Source organism: Natrinema halophilum, assembly GCF_013402815.2.
In the GTDB taxonomy this organism is placed as follows: Archaea; Halobacteriota; Halobacteria; order Halobacteriales; family Natrialbaceae; genus Natrinema; species Natrinema halophilum.
The window spans coordinates 1,341,653-1,359,402 of sequence record NZ_CP058601.1; the positions used below are offsets into that span (position 1 = coordinate 1,341,653).

Genomic DNA, 17,750 nt, shown 5'->3' on the forward strand with positions numbered 1-17,750 from the left:
CGCAGCCAGTCCCGAAACCGATTCTCACGATCCTCGAGGGATCGCTATCGGACCGGGTGACCACGATGGGCCTAGACGTGAGTCGGCGGTTCGACGGCCGTTTCGATGTCGAGTTCGTCGGCCACGTCGTCGAGCAGGTCGCCTTTGATTTCCGAACTTCGCCAGCCGATTTCGGCTACCAGCGGCGGCTCGAAATCGGTTCGAATCGTCTCGAGGCGTTCTCGTTCCGTCTCGACGCGCTGGCGGAGGTACCGCGCGCCGCGGCCGTTTTCGTTGTCATCGGGCGACGGCGTGAGTTTGTTCGCGACGAGTCCGCGGACGTCGAGGCCCTTTTCTGTGAGGTCGTCGATTGCACGTTCGGTCTCGTTCAGCGACAGCTCGTCCGGATTGAGCACGAGGAAAAAGGCGGCATCGTCGTCGAGCGCCGACCCGGCGAACTCGAAAAACTCCTTGCGCTGCTGGAGTCGTTCGAGAACGGGGTCGCCGTGCATCACGCGCCGCGGTTCGTTGGTGCCCACGGCGGCCTTTTCGAAAAGATCGATACTCGTCCGACGCTTGTGCATCAGCCGGTCGATCCACCCCTCGAGCAGTTCCGGCAGCCCGAGGAGTCGGAGCGTCCCGCCCGTGGGTGACGTGTCAAAAACGACGCGCTCGTACGGTTCGGCGTTGCGCATCACGTCGACGAACCGGTCGAACAGCGCCGATTCGTAGGCACCGGGAGTTCCGTGTGCCATCTCCAGTTGGCGGTTGATTTCGTTGACCATCGCCGCCGACACCTGTTCCGAGAGGTTTTGCCGAATCTCGTCCAGATGTCGCGTTACCTCGTCTTCGGGGTCGATCTGCACCGCATCGAGGCCCTCGATACCTGCGACCGGTTGCGGGGAGTCGTCGAACGGCTGGTCGAATACGTCGGTGACCGAGTGGGCTGGGTCGGTCGAGACCACCAGGGTTCGGTGTCCATCGCGCGCACAGCGCTGCGCGTACGCACAGGAGACGGTCGTCTTCCCGACACCTCCCTTGCCACCGAAGAAGACGAACGGTTCCATCAGAAGTGGTACTGCTGTCCCTTGCGTTCGATGTACGAATCGCGATCCCACAACCGTCGTTCCCACGATTCGAACTCGTCTTCTATGTACGGCAACAGTTCCGATGTGTAGTACGAGACCGGCGAGGGAATGCCGAACGCGTCCGGGAAACACGCCAACATGAACGCGTCCTCGGCGTCTTCCGCTTCCTTCTCGATCTTTTCGTAGGCCGGATGCGATATCATTCCGTGATAGAGGCCTCGCAACCACTCCTCGATCGTCTTGCGAAACCGTTCGATCCGGTCTGCCAGTTCCATGTTTCTCTATCCGGTCTGAACGGTGAAAACCCTCGTGGACGGATTCATAGCGCTGGGACTCCTCTGGTCCGATACGGCAATGGAACCGAACCAGAAAACCCCAGTTTCGATCCTTTCGGGGAGTCTGGGAGCGGGAAAGACGACGCTGCTCAATCATCTGCTGGCGACTGCTGGCGACCGAACGCTTGCAACCCTCGTCAACGACGTGGGCGAAGTCAACGTCGACGCCGAACTCGTCGCCGAGGGTTCGGAACTCGAACTCGAGGGCGGCGTCGCGGAGCTCTCGAACGGCTGCATCTGCTGTGAACTGCAGGACGACCTCGAGACCGCCGTCGTCAGGCTGGCCCGCGATCGGTCGTTCGATCACCTCGTCGTCGAATCCTCCGGAATCTCGGAACCGGCTCCCGTCGCGCGGCTGTTCACGACCGAATCCCGGGTCGCCGCACGGTACACCGTCGATACGCTCGTCACCGTCGTCGATACGCCGGCTTTCCTCGAGTCCTTCGGCGGCGAAGAAACGCCGCGACGCCTGGGCAGCGAGGACGACCGTCCGCTTTCGGATCTCCTCGTCGAACAGGTCGAGGTGTCGAACGTCGTGCTTCTCAACAAGGCCGACCTGTGCACCGAGTCCGAACTCGCGGCGGCTGCGGAACTCGTCGGTGCGCTCCAGCCGGACGCCGAGACGATACCCACCGAATTCTCGGCTGTCGATCCTGACCGGCTGCTCGGCGCGGGGCTGTTCGATCCGAAGCGGGTGAACGACCTGCCGGGCTGGAAACGGGCGCTCGCCGCCGCTGCCGGCGATCACGGACACGGCGACGGCGCGATAGGTGAGGAACGCGACGATCACGGCGGCCACCACCATCCAGACGAGGTCTACGGGGTCTCGTCGTTCGTCTACCGGAGCCGGCAGCCGTTCCATCCCGGACGGTTCGCCGCGTTCCTCGAGGGGCTCCCGCCGTCAGTCGTCCGCGCGAAGGGGACCGCCTGGATCGCCGACAACGAGATGCGAGTGTCGATCGCTCAAGCCGGGCCATCGGTCAGAGCCACCGCACGAGGTCCCTGGATCGCGAGCCTCCCCCCGGTCGAGCGCGACATGTATCGGTCGAACCGGCCGAACCTCGAGTGGCACGACGAACACGGGGACCGACAGACGGAACTCGTCTTCATCGGTACGGACTACGACGAATCGGCGCTTCGAGCAGGCCTCGAGGACGCGCTCGTCAACGACCACGAGTGGAGCGATGACGTCGATCTCGAGGGGCGTTTCCCCGACGAAAAGGGTGTGGAAGTCGTCGTGCGCGAACCCTGAGTCAGCACGCGCAGTGACGGCCCGTGGCGCGCTCGAACCGCATCTCCGTTCCGCACTCCGGACAGACCGGGTTTCCCTCGAGATCGACGTCCCTGATCCTGACTTCGCAATCGTCACACCAGAACGCGCCCTGCGAGCCGTCGTCGGGGCGCTCCGTCGGCGCCGGCGAGGCGAGTGCCGCTTTCATCGAGTCGATTAATCCCATGGTCGATCGTTCGCCGAGAACGCGAATAAGTGTGTGGGAACGAATAACACTGACGTAGGCCCACGGTGCATTCGAATCCGGTTTCCCGGGCAGGTTCCGACTAGCCGATAACTAACGGGATCGCGAGGGCGACGATGAGCGCGGCAAGGAGCGGTATGAGGTGAAATAGCCGTTCGGCGCGCACCGCGGCCGGGACGATACCGATCGTCTCCGGATGGAACGTCCATACCTGTCGATAGAACGCAGCGACGGCGACGAAGGCGAAAAGAGCCGCGGAAATGGCGATCGCTGACTCGAGTGAGAGGCCGAGTGCCTGCCCGTACAGCGGACCGAACGACAGCAGGATCATGAACGAGAGCCCGACGACCACGACGAACGGGACCGGATCGATGGTCGAGCCGTGGCGATTTCGGAGGGGCATACGAATCGTACTCCCTCGAGAGGCAAAGAAGTATGCCGAGCATCGGTAGCCGACAACCGAATTCGCCCCACTGGGAGCGTGGAGACGCCGAACAGTTAAGTGACGGTACAAAGGCCACCCACTATGAGCGATGAGGATTCGGACCGGGAAGGATTCGAGGCCGGCGTTTCGACCTCGAAGGGCGATCCGCGCGTTTTGCTCGCGATGAACGCCGTCTTGTCGACGCTGTTCGCGTGGACGATCGTCTGGGGGCTGTCGTTTCTGGACGTCGTCGAATTCGGGATCGTCAACGTCGCCACGGCCGCAATACTACTGTTTGCGATGACGTATCTCGTGACGAATCTGTAGCGGAGCGCTCGCCCGACTACCGGCCGTAAATCAGCCGGCGGCCGATATCGTCGACTCGGTCGGTCACACGACCGGCCCACGCCGCCGGCGAAACGCGTCGGAGGGTCTCGTCGTCGACTTCGATGGCAGCCTCGCCGAACGGGTCTCGGCCCCCTTGCTCGTCGCCACCGTCGGCATCGTCACCGCCCTCGCCGGACGACGCGACGTCGACGACCGCCGACATCGAACACCGGCCGCACGCTTCGGTTTCCTTGCCACCCATGCGAACCACTTGGACACTAGTCCGTCTCCGTCAGCTAAAATCCACCGGTCGAATCGGTATCGGCGACGAACGCGAAAGCGGTATTCAAACCGGTCCACCGACGATTACTTGCGCTTCCGACGGCAATCTGTGGTATGGGTGTACAGGTCACGGATCCGATCGAATCCGAACCGACGGCGGGTCGGAGCCAGGTTTCGGCTGGCCCCGTCCGCGAACGATGAGCGAGCGAGCGACGCCGGAGGAACTACCGGCGGAGATCCGCGAGGCGGTCCCTGATTGGGACGACGACTACCTCGACCGGGTCTCCGACCGATTGATGTACAACTACGACCTCGAGAAGGATCACAGCGTGGGCGGCGAGCGATGGGATCTCTACGGGGAGATGCGCGTTCGCAGTCAGAAGCAATTCTTCCATCCGGCGCTTTCGTACGCCGATCACGAGGCCGCGGAGTATCTCTTCGCCCGTCGGGACGCTCGGCCGACGGTAGCGGAACTCGAGCGCCTCGTCGACCTCGGTCACGATCTCGCAGACGAGCGCGTCGTCCCCGACGAGGAACACTTCGGGACCGATTTCACCTTCGTCCTTATCGCGGACGAACTGTCGGCTGCCGTCCGCGATCACGTCTCCGTGTTCCGCGATCGAACGCTGCTGAAGTTCGGCTATCACGGTCACTACGAGATCAATCTGGTGGTGGTGGCTCCAGATGCCGACGACCTCGTCGCCAGCGAGGCCGCAGACGCGGCGGAAGCTTTCACGCTATGGGACGACGTCAGTACGCCCGCAGAGGGGGTTCTCTCGCGGTTTGCGAGACGATTCTGGGGGTAACTGTGGGGAGACACAGGACGCGACGAAACGTGTGTGACGTACGGACGCGACGAAAATGGTGCGACGCACGAACCCGACGATACGGAGTCGACCGCAATCGAATCCGTCAGTCGTCGCCCGGCTCGGCCGCTGCCGTACCGGGTTCGCGACGGACGTGACTGATGTTCCTGTAGCCGAGCCTGACGAGCGCAAGCGCGAGGGTGATGAGCACCAGGCCGAGAACCATTTGCACGCCCGCTGAAAGCATCCCCTCGAGGGATTCCGCCCCGCCCTGAAGCAGGTTCAGGTAGAGGTTTTCGTAGAAGACGAGGATCAACAGTCCGAGGACGGTGATCGTGACCATGATCGCCATCGGAACGCCGGTCGAGACGAGCTGTTTGTTGTCGTCCCAGTTGGCGAGCCAGACGGTCGCGGTCAGCAACGCGAGCGCCGCAAGTAGCTGGTTGGCACCGCCGAACAACTGCCAGAGAACGACCCATTGTCCGGAGACGACGAGCAGATACGCAGGGATGACCTGGACGATCGGATTCGTGTAGCGGCCGCGTGCGAACGAGCGTGGATTCGCGTTCAGCCCGGTATCGGTCCGCCCCGCTGGCGTTCCGATGATCTCTTCCATCATGTAGCGACCGAGACGGACGGCCGTGTCGGTCGACGTAAGCAGGAAACTACACAGGACTAGGGCCATGAACACGGCACCGACCGTCTGGGGGACGCCCAGACTCGTGAAGATCAGCCCGCCGCCGGATGCGAAGTTCGGCAGCGCGGCACCGATCCCACCGGCCGGGTCAGCAAAGCCCCAGACCGCGAGCGTGGAAAGAGCGACGGCTGCGAGCAGCCCCTCGCCAAGCATGCCGCCGTAGCCGATCAGGCGGGCGTCGGTCTCGTTGTCGAGTTGTTTGGCCGTCGTGCCCGAAGATACCAGTGAGTGGAATCCGCTGATCGTCCCGCAGGCGATCGTGATGAAAAGTAACGGAAACAGCGGCGCGTAGCCGGCCGCATCGACGCCCCAGAACCCTTCGAACGCGCCGATGGAGCTGTCGATGACGAGCGGTTCGGACGACGTTCCGAGGAACGTTCCGACGACGATCGCCACGATCGCTCCGCCGACGCCAGTGTACAGCAGGAACGACGAGAGGTAATCTCGCGGCTGGAGCAACACCCACACCGGCAATGCGCTCGCGACCGCGGCGTAGACCATGACGAGCGGAATCCATCCTGCGGTGTTTCCGCCGAGTGAACCCGCACCCGGCACCCAACTCCCGTCACCGCCGAGCAACACGATAGTCCCGGCCGGGTAGTCGCCGGCGAACAGCGCCAGCGGGTACTGGAGCCCGACCCAGACGGCGGCGAACACGCCCGCGACGAAAAGAATCGTTCCGGGAACGAACGGGCCGTTGAACTGGTATAAATACACACCGAACACCAGCGCGAGGAGGATGTATACGAACGACGCCGTGACGACCTGCGGATACGCGTTGAAAACGATCCCGACAACCAGTGCGAACACCGCAACGACCAGTACGATCGTCAGGAACGCAAACCACAGCAGCATGTTTTTCCCGCTCTCGCCCACGTACTCGCCGATCATGTAGCCGATCGACTTCCCCTCGTGGCGGAGACTACCCGACAGCGAGACGAAATCGTGAACGGCGCCCATCAACGGATTTCCGATAGCGATCCACAGTAGCGCTGGCACCCATCCCCAGATAGCACCCGCCGTGATCGGCCCCACGATTGGCGCCCCACCCGCGATACTCGAGTAGTGGTGGCCTAATAGGACCGGTTTTTTCGACGGGACGTACTCCTGGCCGTCCTCGTATTTGTGTGCGGGCGTTTCAGCCTCCTCGTCGAGTTCGACGAATCGAGTCAGGTACCTCGAGTACCCCACGTATCCAGCCGTAAACGTCACGAGCACCGCCGCGATGATCCAGATTACCTGTGTCATGAGGTCCCACACACATCAAGGGGAGGGAAGAAACTTAATAATTTTTTATTATAGTGTTGTATGTACCACTTTCGTTGTGGAACAATAATAATATTTTATAATCCGTGCCGAAAGCAGAAACGGCGACCATCGCGATACCGGGCGTTGAGCAGTGGACCGCCTCGAGGGTCGCTTCGAGTGACTTGGCAGTGATACGTTGTGTCGTGTTCGTCAGGAGGTCGGCTTCGAGTGACTTGGCAGTGATACGTTGTGTCGCGTTCGTCAGGAGGTCGGCTTCGAGTGACTTGGCAGTGATACGTTGTGTCGCGTTCGTCAGGAGGTCGGCTTCGAGGGGGAGAAATGCCATCCAGATCCACACAGTCTTTGGCAGACGATGGGTTCGTTGGACACCCATCGGGCTGCAAGGATGGCGCTTGTAGCAGACTATCGTTGTCACTCTGGGTGTCGAGTTGGTAGTCCGGCGTTTTCACGGGAGTCGGCTCATCGACTGACATTCACTGTCTTGGTCAGTGGGTTCTGCGGTCCGGGCAACTTTCACGTCGATATAGATCGTCGTCGTCCAAGGGGAGACCGCTGTTCCGGGTGGTGACTTCCGAAAGCGACGGTTTCACCGGTCGAGTTGCCCGAGAACCGCCCCGAGCGCGTCCATCGTCCGCTCGACGCGGTCGAGACGCGCGTTGTGGCCCATGTGACCGACCCGGAGAACGTCTTCGGCGAGGTCGCCGAGTCCGGTCGCGAGGACGATGTCGTGGTCGTCCGCCAGCCGCCGCTGGATCGCCTCCGCCCGGCCGGGAACCTCGAGTGCGGTTACGGTCGGTGACGGCTGTGCGGCGTCGGGGTACAACGACAGCCCGAGGTCGTCGGCCCGCTCGCGACACCGGATCGCGGCCGTCTCGTGGCGCTCGAAGACGCTGTCGAGGCCCTCTTCGAGGATGAGGTCGATCGCCGTATCGAGTCCGTAGAGGTTCGACGACAGGTGGGTGTACGGAAACCACTCCTCGGTGGCAGCGTCGCGCCACGGCTCGAGATCGGTGTACAGACTCTTCGTGTCGAAGGACTCGATTTTCGCCCAGGCGCGGTCGCTGACCGAGCAGACGGTCAGTCCCGGCGGCGCGCTGAAGCACTTCTGGGAGGCCCCGAGGCAAACGTCTATTCGGTCGGTGGGAACGGCCGTTCCCCCGAGCGAGGAGACCGCGTCCACGACGGTGATGACCTCGTGGTCGGCACATAGCTCGAGGACCGGCTCGAGGTGGTTCAGTACGCCGGTCGGGGTTTCGCAGTGGACCATCGTCGCCACGTCGAACGCACCGTCTTCGAGTCGAGACTCGATCGCATCGAGATCGAACGGCTCGCGCCACGGCGCGTCGCAGACGTCCGCCTCGCCGCCGGACATCTCGACGAAATCGGCGAACCCCTCGCCGTAGAGACCGTTCGAAATACAGAGCACCCGGTCACCCGACTCGACCAGCGATGCGATAGCGGCCTCGAGGCCGAGGATGCCCTCGCCCCCGAGGATAACGACGTCGTCCCCGTAGACCGTCTCGAGTTTTCCAGTCAGATCGCGGTAGAATTCGAAGAATTCGGCCTCGACGTCGGGATTCGGCGTCCGCTCGGCCATCCGCTCGCGGACGGTGGCCGGAACCTCTGTCGGCCCGGGGGTCATGCGAAGTCGATCGTCGGTCATACTGGAGACACCGGGTCGTTCGGCCATAAAACCACGTTTGGTGGGTGTTCGGTACCCGGTGTTCGTCGCGTGATCAACGAACCGAAATATCGAGTCGGCCGGGAAAACGAGTATCAGCCCGGCAACCGTCAGTGAAAGCAAGTAGTACAATGGCAGATCACGATGCAGGATGCGCTGTGTGTGCCACCACACCCGAACACCCCGTGTTCGCCGCGCTGTACGACCGGATGCCTGATCGCTTTCTGTTCGGTCCCCACCGCGAGTATCTCGCGGCCGACCTCTCGGGGCGCGTCCTCGATCTGGGCGCGGGAAACGGCGCGATGTTTCCCTACGTGGCCGACGCCGCGGACGACGACCTCGAGTACCACGCGATCGAACCGGATCCGCACATGCGACGCCGTGCCGTTCGAAACGCGAACCGATCAGGTCTCGAGGTCGAGATCCGCGACGGGCGGGGCGAATCGATCCCCTACGGGGACGACAGCTTCGACGTCGTCATCTCGGGGCTGGTGTTCTGTACGATCGCCGACCCGGACGCGGCCATGGACGAAGTCGCCCGCGTCCTTCGTCCGGGCGGCGAACTACGATTCCTCGAGCACGTCCGAAACGACGGGTGGCGCGCGCGGGCTCAGGACCGTCTCAACCCGCTCTGGGAGCGTGCGGCCGCCGGCTGCCAGTTGAACCGCGAGACGATCGAACGGTTCGTCGGCCACGACGCGTTCGACGCTCTCGAGATCGAACGCCTCGAGATCGGCCTGTTTCCAGCGACGCCGATCGTCCGCGGTCGACTCCGACGGCGGTCCGAGTGACTTCGAATCGGGCTGTCATCTCTCTGTCGTGATTCGATCCCGATAATTCGGAGGCGTCGCGGTATATTCGTTAAGAGCCCCGGTGTGGTAGCGTACGACATGGTAAGGAAAACTGTCGTTGCCGTTGACGGGTCTCCGCAGGCGTCGGCCGCGCTCGCATACGCGCTCGAGGAGTTTCCGGAATCGTCGATCACGGCGCTGCACGTCGTTCGGCTTCCGGAGGGGTACTGGACGTCGTTCACCGATTCGGAGACGGAGTTGCCGGGGTACGAGAACGCACAGGAATCCGCCAGGGAACTCCTGGAATCGGCCGAACAGACGGCCGCGGAGAGCGACCGGGAACTCGAGACGGTCGTCGAAACGGGGAAGCCTGCTCGAGAGATCGTTGATTACGCCGTCGAAAACGGGTTCGACCAGATCGTTATCGGAAGTCACGGTCGGACGGGGGTCGACCGAGTTCTGCTCGGGAGCGTATCCGAACAGGTCGTTCGTCGCGCACCGATGACTGTGGCAGTTGTTCACGAACAAGCCGACCGATAGCGGGGACGGAGGGCGTCATAGACCAGCTCGCATCGCCTCATCGGCTATTCGACGAGCGGTGGGTACGGGGGAAACCGGCCGCTCAGTACTGAGAGATAAGTAAACATAGTAGTATGTATGAATCAAACTAGACTATAATAATCCTATTTACTACCAGATATATTAACCGAAATCGGACAATTGTGTGATAATCACCTATAATAGTGTGCTCTGTCTCGGGTTCACATGAATGCCATTAACTGGCAGGCAAGGAGCGATATGAGCGAGTCACCACAGCCATCGCAAGCCGAGGGAGAGAATCGATCATCGAGGTTTCCACGGGCGATCGTTCACAAAAAGATCCTCGATATCGCAGAAGACGAGCCTGACGCGTCTATCGAAGAGCTGGCAGGGTTGGTAAACGGCGTATCGGTAGATATGGTAGAACAAGTCCTCGAGGAGTACGGCGATCCAGTAGCTGATTCTCCAACGGAAGTGGAAGAGGGGGCAAATTCCCACACAATGAACGAAGTGATAGAAACTAATTCGTCAGTTCCGGAGGGGGAATCGCACCTAGAAAATGAAATTGACCTCGAGAAGATAACTGAAAAGCAACACGAAACGCTTCGCGCTATTTACAAGAATCCCGAAGCAACGCAAAAGGAACTCGCAGAGAACTTCGACGTGAGCAGCGCAACAATATGTCATCGTGTGAATAATATTGACGCATTTGAGTGGGACACACGTCAGGAGTTCGTTGAGCGAGTATTTGAGGACAAAGAACCATCAAAGGGGACGAAGATGTCAAGTGAAAAGGCAAGTTTGGATCTCACCGACGAAATCGATGAACTCGATCAGCGTATCCAGAGCATAGAACGAAACCTGAAAGAACGGTCTCGGCCGCGTACCGCCTTCGATGATCCGGATCTCGTTCACAAGGTTGTTCACGCTTGTATGGACTCCGATCAGATATCCGAAGAAGAAGAACTTCGAATCCTGAAAGAGTTGGTTGGAGGTGAAACGAATACTGGGTGAGTGACCGTCGGAAAAATCCGTGCTCGGTACGCGGGCCGACTTAGCGATTGCTCCTCCAGACCTCTGCTGAAATCATATCGTGACGATCGTTCCGTGACACCCTCGCTCGAGAACGGTCGCTCACTCGATCGGTAGCTATTCGGGGGGAAGGTACCGTTCGAATCAAATCCGACGGAACGCCAGTTCGATTTCATCTGAGCGAGACGACGAGTTCGATTACATCCGAACGTGACGATGAAGTTGATTCGACGCTGTCACTGGATCGTACTCGGAATCCGTTCGATGACGTCCGTGGCGACGATGCCCGGTCCGTACTCGGCAGTCGCGAGTTCGCCGGCTTTGCCGAGTATCCACGCACCGAGTTCGGCTGCCTCGCGACGGTCCATCCCCTGACCGAGTAGCGACGTGACGATTCCGGCCATCGTATCCCCGGTTCCGGCGACGGTCATAGCTGAGGTGCCAGTTTCGTTCCGGATCAGGTCGTCGCCGGTGACGATCTCGTCGACGGTACCGGTCCGCGCAACGACTGCGCCCGTCTCCGCCGAAAAGTCCTCGAGCGAGCCGTAGGCCTCGTAGATAGGATCGTCCTCGGAGCCGCTCGGCGTCAAAATCGCGTTCGAGAGATCGGACTCGAGTGCGGGTTCGATAGCCAGTGCATCGACGACGACGGGGATGTCGAGGCTATCGACCGTGTCGCACACCGCTGCGGGATCGGCGTCGACGAGTCCGGGGCCGATTACGAACGCGTCGGCCCACTCGCTCACCTCGATACTTCGTTCGACCGCCACGTCGTCGAACCGTTTCCCTTCATATCGATCCACGAGCAGATTCGGTGAGTGACCCGCGACAATTTCGTACGTCGGTTCTGGAACCAGCGCACGCACGTGGTCGGAGCCGGTACGAAGCGCCGCTCGTCCGACGATCGCGGGCTGGTTCGGATGCTCGACGCTTCCACCGACGATGCCGATGCAACCGTTGTCGCGTCCCGACTCCTCACCGACGTTCGAGAGCGTTCGTTGGAGTCGCCCCATAGTTCTCCTCTCAAGCGGGCGAAGGTAGCCGTTCGGCAGGCGTATCCCGGTTCGACGGTCGCGGCTGATCGAACGGACTAATTCGATCCGGCAACCGGGAGTCGGCTTGGCGTGTGCGACGCAAATGCATAGTACGCTGCCATCGTAGTCACACTTCGAACCATGTTCGACGACAGAACCGACGCCGGCGAACGACTCGCAGCGGAACTCGAGCGCCGCGGCCTCGATGCGGACGTCGTCCTCGGCATTCCGCGCGGCGCGCTGCCGGTCGCCCGGCCGGTTGCGGACGCGCTCGGGGCGGCGCTCGACGTCGTCGTCGCGCGCAAGATGGGCGCGCCACAGAACCCGGAACTCGCGATTGGCGCGGTTGCGAGCGACGGCAGCGTCTGGTACAACGACGACATGATCGATCGAATGCGCATCTCCGAGGATTACCTCGAAGACGTTCGCGCCGAGGAAGCCGAAAACGCACGCCAGAAAGCCGACCGCTACCGAGAAACGGAGGGATTGCCGGATCTGCAGGGAAAGCGAGTCGTCGTCGTCGACGACGGAGTGGCTACGGGCGCGACCGCGACGGCCTGTCTTCGGCAAGTGCAAGACACTGGAGCGGAGCGAGTCACGCTGGCCGTTCCCGTCGGCTCCCCCCGGTCCGTCGACGACCTCGAACGGGAGGCAGACGAGGTGATCGCCGTCGAAACGCCTGCAGACTTCCGCGCGGTGGGGCAGTACTACCGGAACTTTGGTCAAGTCACCGACGACGAGGCGGTTCAGTACCTCGACAGCGGGCCGTGAATCGCCTCGGGGTCAAGCCCCGAGGTTTCCCGTTTCTACGACGCGCTTTGCAGACACCGAATGGGTGTCCGTAGGGAGCGCAGTCTCCACGGGCGTTGATTCGGGCCATCCCAGCCCTAACTCAGAAAAGCCGCGTTGCAGGACGTTCATCGCCGCGTTCGCGTCCCTGTCCGTTTCAAAGCCACACGCTGGACAGGAGTGTTCCCGTACCCAGATGGGTTTTGCCGTCTCTACACCGCACGATGCACACTCCTTGGTAGTACCTCGTGCTTCAACCTGCACAACGTGCGTGCCGTGCATATCGCCCTTGTATTCGAGGAGCGTGATGAACTGTCGCCACGCCGCATCCTGCTTGTTCCGAGCGTTCCCGTCATCTTGGAGCATACTCTGAACGTTCAGGTCTTCCACGAACACAGCATCGTACTCCTTGACGAGCCACGTCGTGAGTTTGTGCTGGTAGTCCAGCACCTTCCGCTTGATTTGACGCTTGACCTTGGCAACCTGCTTGCGTTGTTTCTCGTAGTTGTTCGACCCCTTCTCTTTCCGTGAGAGTTTCTGTTGTTCTCGCCGGAGTCGGTCGTATTCGTCTTCGAGACTGAGCCAGTCAACGGTCTTGCCATTCGATGTGTGGATGTAGTTGAGGATGCCGAGGTCGATCCCAACGCTGTTGCTCGTGTCGAGCGAATCCACGACGGGTTTTTCGGGTAGATCGGCGTCGGCGGTTTCGAGTCCGAAGGAGACGAACCACTCGCCGGTTCGTTCATTCTTGAACGTGACTTCTTTGATGGTGGCGTGGTCTGGAATTGGGCGGTGGTAGCGGATTTTCACCCAGCCAATCTTGCTGATGCGGACGTAAGCGAACCTGTCGTGGCCCCTCTTTTCATCGAGGTCGAAACCAGACTGGTTGTACGTCACGCTCCGGTACTCGCTGGGTGCTTGCCGCTTGAGACGACCAACGTTGTATCCCTTCTCTTTGAGTTCGCTCAGAACGGTGAGATTGTGGTGGAAGCGAGCGACGGTGGCTTGTGCAGCCTTCGAGTGCAGTTCGCTGAACACCGACCACCGCTGTTTCCATTCGGGGAGTTTGTTGTTTTGGTCGTACTCACTCGGTTTGTCGTCTTCTGGGCTGTCTTCGTAGTCCCAGCGGACGTGGTTGTAGAGTTGGCGATGAACGTCGAGATGGTGTTCCAGTCGCTCCGCTACCTCTTGTGTCGGGTATGCGTGGTAGCGGTGACTGTAATCCAACGCTGTCTCTTGATTAGCGATATGTTCACTTAATGGTTTGTATCCCTGCGTGTCGGCTTCATCCCCGAGGTCAAGCCTCGGGGTATTCGCCTTGACCGCTGATAAAAGAGGGACAAATCACCCGAAGGCGCCAGCGGGGACGGCACCGGCCGGGACGATCGGATGCGTGATCGAGATCAGCCGCTCCAGACACGTCCGCTCGCGTTTTCAGGGCCAGAGGCCGGGCATCTCGTGTGCTTCGGCGATTCGTTCGAGAGCGATCACGTAGGCGGCGTCGCGCCAGGAGACGTCTCGCTGCTCGACCTCGTCTTTCAACGCGGTCCAGGCCGTCACCATCTCGGACTCGAGTTCCTCGATGACGCTTCAGGCTCTCGAGGACGGCGGAATCGAGTTCGAGTCGAGTGGCAACGCGGTCGAGCCGTCGGCGTGCTGTCTCGAGGGGGGTTTCCAGGCCGGACGATTCAGCAGTCGCTTCGACGCTGGTGGACGAAGAACGCAGATGAGACGGCATCCTCACTCGATCGGCGTGTGACGGTTGCGCATCTCCGCGCCGCAGTCAGGGCACGCGTTTGGCGCGGATGCGCGGACGACAGTTCCGCAATTAAAGCACTCGTAGGTCGATTCCGTCTCAGGATCGAGTTCGATATCTTTCATGTTGGATGCGACGATCGGAATTGCATCACGACGGTCGTCGCATCTAGGAATAATAGGGATATTAGGATGAACGTGTTTGTCAGATAGCTAGCGGCAAGCGGGAGAGGAGGTTCACTATTCAACCCGGTGTGACGTATTTGCCGGAAGGCCGATCTCGTCGAAGACGACCGCGAAGAGTTTCCGCTGGACTGTCCTGACGTGTCGGTAGAATGCAGCCGGAGAAATATCGAGCGTTTCGGCGACATCCTCTCCGGACTGTTCTCGCGGCGATTCGAAGTAACCGCCGTAGTACGCGAGGCGAACGACCTCGAGTTGGCGCTCGGTGAGGCGTTCGCGCAGTTCCGAGCGAACGTCCCGCGGCCACGTCCGTTCGACGGTCTGTTTCGATCGCAGTTCGACGCTCGAAAACACGTTTGAGACGACGTCGGCGCTCCCGCTCGCGTCGACAGACCTGGGAACGTCGACGACCACTCGCGTGCTCAGGGGTGTCGCTTCGACGCGATGGACCACTACGCCGTGGTCGGCGAGTTGCAGAGCGAACACGGGCCGTGAGAGATGGACGACGACCACTCCCCCGACACCGCCTTCCGACTCGCTGTTACCGTCACGCGTGGCACCATCGTCGCCACTGCGCCTGTCGGTGCTAATGACGGTCGCGTCTTCGACGGAGACGAGTTCCGTAGCGGCGGCGACGACCGCGTGGGGGGACGTTCCGTCGACCGTGACGATCACCGACGCACCGTCAGCGCGCTGGCGGATGCCGCCGGTGAACGAGAGAGTACAGTCGGCCTGCCGTGCAAGTCGGGTGAAGACGAACGCGTCGTCTGCCACCTCGAACTCGAGTCGCGTGCTCGCATCAGACAGGAGCGCGTGTTTGCGCTCGACCGCGGCGATCGCGGAGGCGATCGTCTCGCCGAGTTCCGCGAGCACGGCCCGGATCATGTCGTCGAATGCCTCTGGCTGGTCTGCGTATACCGTCAGAACGCCGTACGTTAACTCATCGTAGGACAGCGGGACGCTCACGACGGACTGGTACTCGCGGGTGAGAGCCGACGACCGCCACGGTTCGTCGCGCAGTCCGTCGGCGACGTTCGACACGACGGTTTCTTCGCGATCGACCGCCGTCCTGACAGCGGGTTCGCTCGCGTCCGCGAGCGAGAGCGACACGCTATCGAGGTACTCCCGGCCCTCGCTGGCTCCGCCGTACGTGCGCGAAACGAGGCGATCGCCATCGCCGCTTGCGTCAACGGTACCGATCCAGGCGAATGAAAACCGGTCAGCGGTGGTCAGCCGATCGCAAACGGCCCGTTCGATCTCGTCGCGGGTCTCCGCCCTGACCAGCGCCTGATCGAGCTCCCTGATTATCTCGTTGACCCCGTTGAGGCGGGTGAGCTGACGGTTCCGCCGCTCGAGTTCGCGGTCCCGTTCGCGAAGCGTTTGCTCCCGTTCGACCCGATCGAGAGCCGCTTCCGCGGTCGCGGCCAGTAGATCGGTCAGTTCACGCGAAACCTCGTCGAACGCGTCCGACTCCGACGATCCCGCGACGAAAACGCCGTGGTCACCGAGCGGGACGTACGCCGCACTGCGCAAGTCGGACCCGGGATTCGAAAGCGACGGTGAATCGTGGACGTCCGAAAAGAACCGACTCTGGCCGTCGACGAAGACGCGACCTGGAATGCTGTCGTCTGTCGCCCGATGGTCGCGGACGGGCCCATGTAACTGCTCCATTCCCGGCGACGATGCGACCGGTTGCAACACGTTTTCATCCGTATTGAAGAGGTAAGCGGCGCTGGCTGTCAGATTCAGCACGTCCGTCGCATCCTCGACGACGACGTCCGCAATTTCACGACCGGTCTCTGCGTACAGAAGTTCGCGTGCGGTTCGGTGGAGCGCTGTCAACGCCTCCTCGCGGCGTTTTCGCTTCGTGATGTCGCGACAGCTGTACAGAGTCGTCCCGCCCTGAATTGAGACTTCGCGGGCGTTGACCAGCAGCGTGTGTTCGCGGCCCGCCTTGTCGGTCGCGCTGCACTCGATGTTCGTCAGCACGCCAGCCGACTCGAGCTCCGCTCGGTCGAACAGGTCCGGCCCGAGCAATTCGTCGATCGACCCCATGTCGTGGATTTCGTCGTCCGAGTAGCCGAAGATGAAGTGGACGTTCGGACAGACGTAGGTGAACTCGCCGTCATCGTCGGTGATGAGGACGGTGTCCGTCATGTTGTTGAGCGTCACCCGATGGAGTTCCTCCGATTCCCGGAGGTCTCGCTCGAGGCGAACGCGCTCGGTGACGTCGGTCGCCTGCGCCAGGAGCGATTCAACAGTTCCGGTCCCGTCTCGAACTGAGCGGACCGTCAGTTCGAGCGTGCGAACCGCGTCCGATCGCTCGGTCTCGCTCCAGCTCGAATCGGTCGCGTCGGTCCCGTCACTACCGTCGACGCGAACCTGCGTCAGTTCCCGGTGGGCGACATCGCCGGTCGTCGCCTGTTCGATCGTCTCCGCTATCCCGTCGGGGCCGTCGACGGTACGCTGCCACAAGGGAAGGTCTCGAAAGGGACGCCCTCGAACGTCGTTCGCGGTCGCGTCGATCGCTGCGAGTGCAGGCTCGTTCGCCCGCCGAACGGTTCCATCCGGGTCGAGGATCCACGAATGCGTTTCCGGATCCTCGAAGACGGCATCGAACTGTCGAGCGCGGGCTCGTCGGTCCCGTCGCGCTCGGCCCGTCGACAGCGCCCGTTCGATTGCCCTTCGACAGTCCTCGACCGATTCGCTGGCGGTGCCGTCACGGGGGACGTACGCGGAGACGCCTGCGGCGATCGATTCACTGGCCAGCGATTCGTCGCCATCGGCCGGCGCGAGGACGACCGGAAGGTCGGGATCGATCCCGTGGACCGCCTCGAGCAGATCGAGGCCAGTCATCTCTTCATCCGGGAACGACTGTGCGGTCAGCAGACAGTCGACGGAGTGGGATCCGAGGGTCTCGAGCGCCGCGTCAGCAGTCGCGACCGCGATCACGTCGAGCGCGTCGTCCTCGAGTGCACTCGAGACCCTCTCAGACCTCTTCTCGTGTGGTTCTACGACGAGGAGCCGAGCGTCGTCGAACGTCCGTTCGAATGGCATTCGTCCCCCCTACGATCCGCTCCCGATAGAAAGCATCGTTCCGTTCCCCGACCAGAATCTATTCGCCGTCGAGCGTCCGCCAACTCCCCTGTCCGGTATCCGTCTGGAAGCGGGACGGATCGGTCGATCCCGACGGCTCGATCGAATCGACGTGAACGAACCGACTCGAGCGGAGAGGATCGAGGGGGCACTTCGAGACGGCATCA

At 61.7% G+C, this 17,750-nt stretch carries 19 protein-coding genes and 1 pseudogene; 7 read left to right on the plus strand and 13 right to left on the minus strand.

What is annotated here, in order from left to right; all coding sequences use genetic code 11:
- Positions 1 to 71: 71 nt before the first annotated feature.
- Entirely contained in the window at positions 72 to 1,046 is a 975-nt protein-coding gene (locus HYG82_RS27335) for an ArsA family ATPase (RefSeq protein ID WP_179260256.1), read from the minus strand.
- The gene (locus HYG82_RS27340; RefSeq protein WP_179260257.1) at positions 1,046 to 1,342 is read right to left on the minus strand and encodes a DUF7990 family protein; all 297 of its coding nucleotides are present in this window, start codon (positions 1,340 to 1,342) and stop codon (positions 1,046 to 1,048) included. The genes HYG82_RS27335 and HYG82_RS27340 overlap by 1 nt, the downstream gene beginning before the upstream one ends.
- A 79-nt stretch (positions 1,343 to 1,421) precedes the next feature.
- Here HYG82_RS27340 and HYG82_RS27345 point away from each other — a divergent pair, with 79 nt between their 5' ends.
- On the plus strand, positions 1,422 to 2,654 hold the full coding sequence (locus HYG82_RS27345) for a CobW family GTP-binding protein (protein ID WP_179264395.1): 1,233 nt from the start codon (positions 1,422 to 1,424) through the stop codon (positions 2,652 to 2,654).
- Position 2,655: 1 nt separating this feature from the next.
- Here HYG82_RS27345 and HYG82_RS27350 read toward each other — a convergent pair whose 3' ends face one another.
- Entirely contained in the window at positions 2,656 to 2,859 is a 204-nt protein-coding gene (locus HYG82_RS27350; protein WP_179260258.1) for a hypothetical protein, read from the minus strand.
- 100 nt (positions 2,860 to 2,959) lie between these two features.
- Complete coding sequence (locus HYG82_RS27355) at positions 2,960 to 3,280, minus strand: hypothetical protein (RefSeq protein ID WP_179260259.1); 321 nt, start codon at positions 3,278 to 3,280, stop codon at positions 2,960 to 2,962.
- Positions 3,281 to 3,403: 123 nt separating this feature from the next.
- Here HYG82_RS27355 and HYG82_RS27360 point away from each other — a divergent pair, with 123 nt between their 5' ends.
- Positions 3,404 to 3,628, plus strand: coding sequence for a DUF8107 family protein (locus HYG82_RS27360; RefSeq protein WP_179260260.1), 225 nt, complete (start codon positions 3,404 to 3,406; stop codon positions 3,626 to 3,628).
- A gap of 16 nt (positions 3,629 to 3,644) precedes the next feature.
- Here the strand turns inward: HYG82_RS27360 and HYG82_RS27365 are convergent, their stop codons facing one another.
- On the minus strand, positions 3,645 to 3,890 hold the full coding sequence (locus HYG82_RS27365; protein WP_179260261.1) for a DUF8007 family protein: 246 nt from the start codon (positions 3,888 to 3,890) through the stop codon (positions 3,645 to 3,647).
- 217 nt (positions 3,891 to 4,107) lie between these two features.
- Between HYG82_RS27365 and HYG82_RS27370 the strand changes: the two genes are divergently transcribed.
- Positions 4,108 to 4,716: a DUF8052 family protein gene (locus HYG82_RS27370; RefSeq protein ID WP_179260262.1), complete on the plus strand. Its 609-nt coding sequence runs from the start codon at positions 4,108 to 4,110 to the stop codon at positions 4,714 to 4,716.
- Between the two features lie 106 nt (positions 4,717 to 4,822).
- On the opposite strand, the gene HYG82_RS27375 is transcribed toward HYG82_RS27370, so the two are convergent.
- The 3 genes from HYG82_RS27375 to HYG82_RS27385 form a co-directional block, all read right to left on the minus strand.
- Positions 4,823 to 6,661, minus strand: a complete 1,839-nt coding sequence (locus HYG82_RS27375; RefSeq protein ID WP_179260263.1) for a carbon starvation CstA family protein — start codon at positions 6,659 to 6,661, stop codon at positions 4,823 to 4,825.
- 34 nt (positions 6,662 to 6,695) lie between these two features.
- Entirely contained in the window at positions 6,696 to 7,007 is a 312-nt protein-coding gene (locus HYG82_RS27380; protein ID WP_179260264.1) for a hypothetical protein, read from the minus strand.
- Positions 7,008 to 7,268: 261 nt separating this feature from the next.
- Positions 7,269 to 8,345: a pyridoxal-phosphate-dependent aminotransferase family protein gene (locus HYG82_RS27385; RefSeq protein ID WP_179260265.1), complete on the minus strand. Its 1,077-nt coding sequence runs from the start codon at positions 8,343 to 8,345 to the stop codon at positions 7,269 to 7,271.
- 149 nt (positions 8,346 to 8,494) lie between these two features.
- On the opposite strand from HYG82_RS27385, the gene HYG82_RS27390 reads away from it, so the two are divergent.
- From HYG82_RS27390 to HYG82_RS27400, 3 genes are all read left to right on the plus strand, one after another.
- Positions 8,495 to 9,154: a class I SAM-dependent methyltransferase gene (locus HYG82_RS27390; RefSeq protein WP_235217845.1), complete on the plus strand. Its 660-nt coding sequence runs from the start codon at positions 8,495 to 8,497 to the stop codon at positions 9,152 to 9,154.
- 99 nt (positions 9,155 to 9,253) lie between these two features.
- Positions 9,254 to 9,694 (plus strand): universal stress protein, encoded by a 441-nt coding sequence (locus HYG82_RS27395; protein ID WP_179260266.1) that lies wholly within the window; start codon positions 9,254 to 9,256, stop codon positions 9,692 to 9,694.
- A gap of 225 nt (positions 9,695 to 9,919) precedes the next feature.
- Entirely contained in the window at positions 9,920 to 10,708 is a 789-nt protein-coding gene (locus HYG82_RS27400; protein ID WP_179260267.1) for a MarR family transcriptional regulator, read from the plus strand.
- A 254-nt stretch (positions 10,709 to 10,962) separates the two neighbouring features.
- Here HYG82_RS27400 and HYG82_RS27405 read toward each other — a convergent pair whose 3' ends face one another.
- Positions 10,963 to 11,739, minus strand: coding sequence for an NAD(P)H-hydrate dehydratase (locus HYG82_RS27405; protein WP_179260268.1), 777 nt, complete (start codon positions 11,737 to 11,739; stop codon positions 10,963 to 10,965).
- A 162-nt stretch (positions 11,740 to 11,901) separates the two neighbouring features.
- Between HYG82_RS27405 and HYG82_RS27410 the strand changes: the two genes are divergently transcribed.
- Positions 11,902 to 12,531, plus strand: coding sequence for a phosphoribosyltransferase (locus HYG82_RS27410; RefSeq protein WP_179260269.1), 630 nt, complete (start codon positions 11,902 to 11,904; stop codon positions 12,529 to 12,531).
- Positions 12,532 to 12,543: 12 nt separating this feature from the next.
- Here HYG82_RS27410 and HYG82_RS27415 read toward each other — a convergent pair whose 3' ends face one another.
- From HYG82_RS27415 to HYG82_RS27430, 4 genes and pseudogenes are all read right to left on the minus strand, one after another.
- Positions 12,544 to 13,776, minus strand: coding sequence for an RNA-guided endonuclease InsQ/TnpB family protein (locus HYG82_RS27415; RefSeq protein WP_179260270.1), 1,233 nt, complete (start codon positions 13,774 to 13,776; stop codon positions 12,544 to 12,546).
- A 207-nt stretch (positions 13,777 to 13,983) separates the two neighbouring features.
- A pseudogene (locus HYG82_RS27420) lies at positions 13,984 to 14,136 on the minus strand (Glu/Leu/Phe/Val dehydrogenase); the annotation flags it as partial.
- A gap of 153 nt (positions 14,137 to 14,289) precedes the next feature.
- On the minus strand, positions 14,290 to 14,430 hold the full coding sequence (locus tag HYG82_RS27425; protein ID WP_179260271.1) for a rubrerythrin-like domain-containing protein: 141 nt from the start codon (positions 14,428 to 14,430) through the stop codon (positions 14,290 to 14,292).
- A 114-nt stretch (positions 14,431 to 14,544) separates the two neighbouring features.
- On the minus strand, positions 14,545 to 17,544 hold the full coding sequence (locus tag HYG82_RS27430) for a GAF domain-containing protein (protein ID WP_179260272.1): 3,000 nt from the start codon (positions 17,542 to 17,544) through the stop codon (positions 14,545 to 14,547).
- Positions 17,545 to 17,750 lie beyond the last annotated feature (206 nt).

Bases quoted from the DNA above. Each gene is read 5' to 3' on its own strand.
- HYG82_RS27360 (WP_179260260.1), top strand. From the start codon at position 3,404: ATGAGCGATGAGGATTCGGACCGGGAAGGATTCGAGGCCGGCGTTTCG.
- HYG82_RS27380 (WP_179260264.1), bottom strand. From the start codon at position 7,007: ATGGCATTTCTCCCCCTCGAAGCCGACCTCCTGACGAACGCGACACAA.
- HYG82_RS27405 (WP_179260268.1), bottom strand. From the start codon at position 11,739: ATGGGGCGACTCCAACGAACGCTCTCGAACGTCGGTGAGGAGTCGGGA.
- HYG82_RS27390 (WP_235217845.1), top strand. From the start codon at position 8,495: ATGGCAGATCACGATGCAGGATGCGCTGTGTGTGCCACCACACCCGAA.
- HYG82_RS27425 (WP_179260271.1), bottom strand. From the start codon at position 14,430: ATGAAAGATATCGAACTCGATCCTGAGACGGAATCGACCTACGAGTGC.
- HYG82_RS27345 (WP_179264395.1), top strand. From the start codon at position 1,422: ATGGAACCGAACCAGAAAACCCCAGTTTCGATCCTTTCGGGGAGTCTG.
- HYG82_RS27355 (WP_179260259.1), bottom strand. From the start codon at position 3,280: ATGCCCCTCCGAAATCGCCACGGCTCGACCATCGATCCGGTCCCGTTC.
- HYG82_RS27400 (WP_179260267.1), top strand. From the start codon at position 9,920: ATGAATGCCATTAACTGGCAGGCAAGGAGCGATATGAGCGAGTCACCA.
- HYG82_RS27385 (WP_179260265.1), bottom strand. From the start codon at position 8,345: ATGACCGACGATCGACTTCGCATGACCCCCGGGCCGACAGAGGTTCCG.
- HYG82_RS27370 (WP_179260262.1), top strand. From the start codon at position 4,108: ATGAGCGAGCGAGCGACGCCGGAGGAACTACCGGCGGAGATCCGCGAG.
- HYG82_RS27430 (WP_179260272.1), bottom strand. From the start codon at position 17,544: ATGCCATTCGAACGGACGTTCGACGACGCTCGGCTCCTCGTCGTAGAA.
- HYG82_RS27340 (WP_179260257.1), bottom strand. From the start codon at position 1,342: ATGGAACTGGCAGACCGGATCGAACGGTTTCGCAAGACGATCGAGGAG.
- HYG82_RS27410 (WP_179260269.1), top strand. From the start codon at position 11,902: ATGTTCGACGACAGAACCGACGCCGGCGAACGACTCGCAGCGGAACTC.
- HYG82_RS27350 (WP_179260258.1), bottom strand. From the start codon at position 2,859: ATGGGATTAATCGACTCGATGAAAGCGGCACTCGCCTCGCCGGCGCCG.
- HYG82_RS27395 (WP_179260266.1), top strand. From the start codon at position 9,254: ATGGTAAGGAAAACTGTCGTTGCCGTTGACGGGTCTCCGCAGGCGTCG.
- HYG82_RS27335 (WP_179260256.1), bottom strand. From the start codon at position 1,046: ATGGAACCGTTCGTCTTCTTCGGTGGCAAGGGAGGTGTCGGGAAGACG.
- HYG82_RS27375 (WP_179260263.1), bottom strand. From the start codon at position 6,661: ATGACACAGGTAATCTGGATCATCGCGGCGGTGCTCGTGACGTTTACG.
- HYG82_RS27365 (WP_179260261.1), bottom strand. From the start codon at position 3,890: ATGGGTGGCAAGGAAACCGAAGCGTGCGGCCGGTGTTCGATGTCGGCG.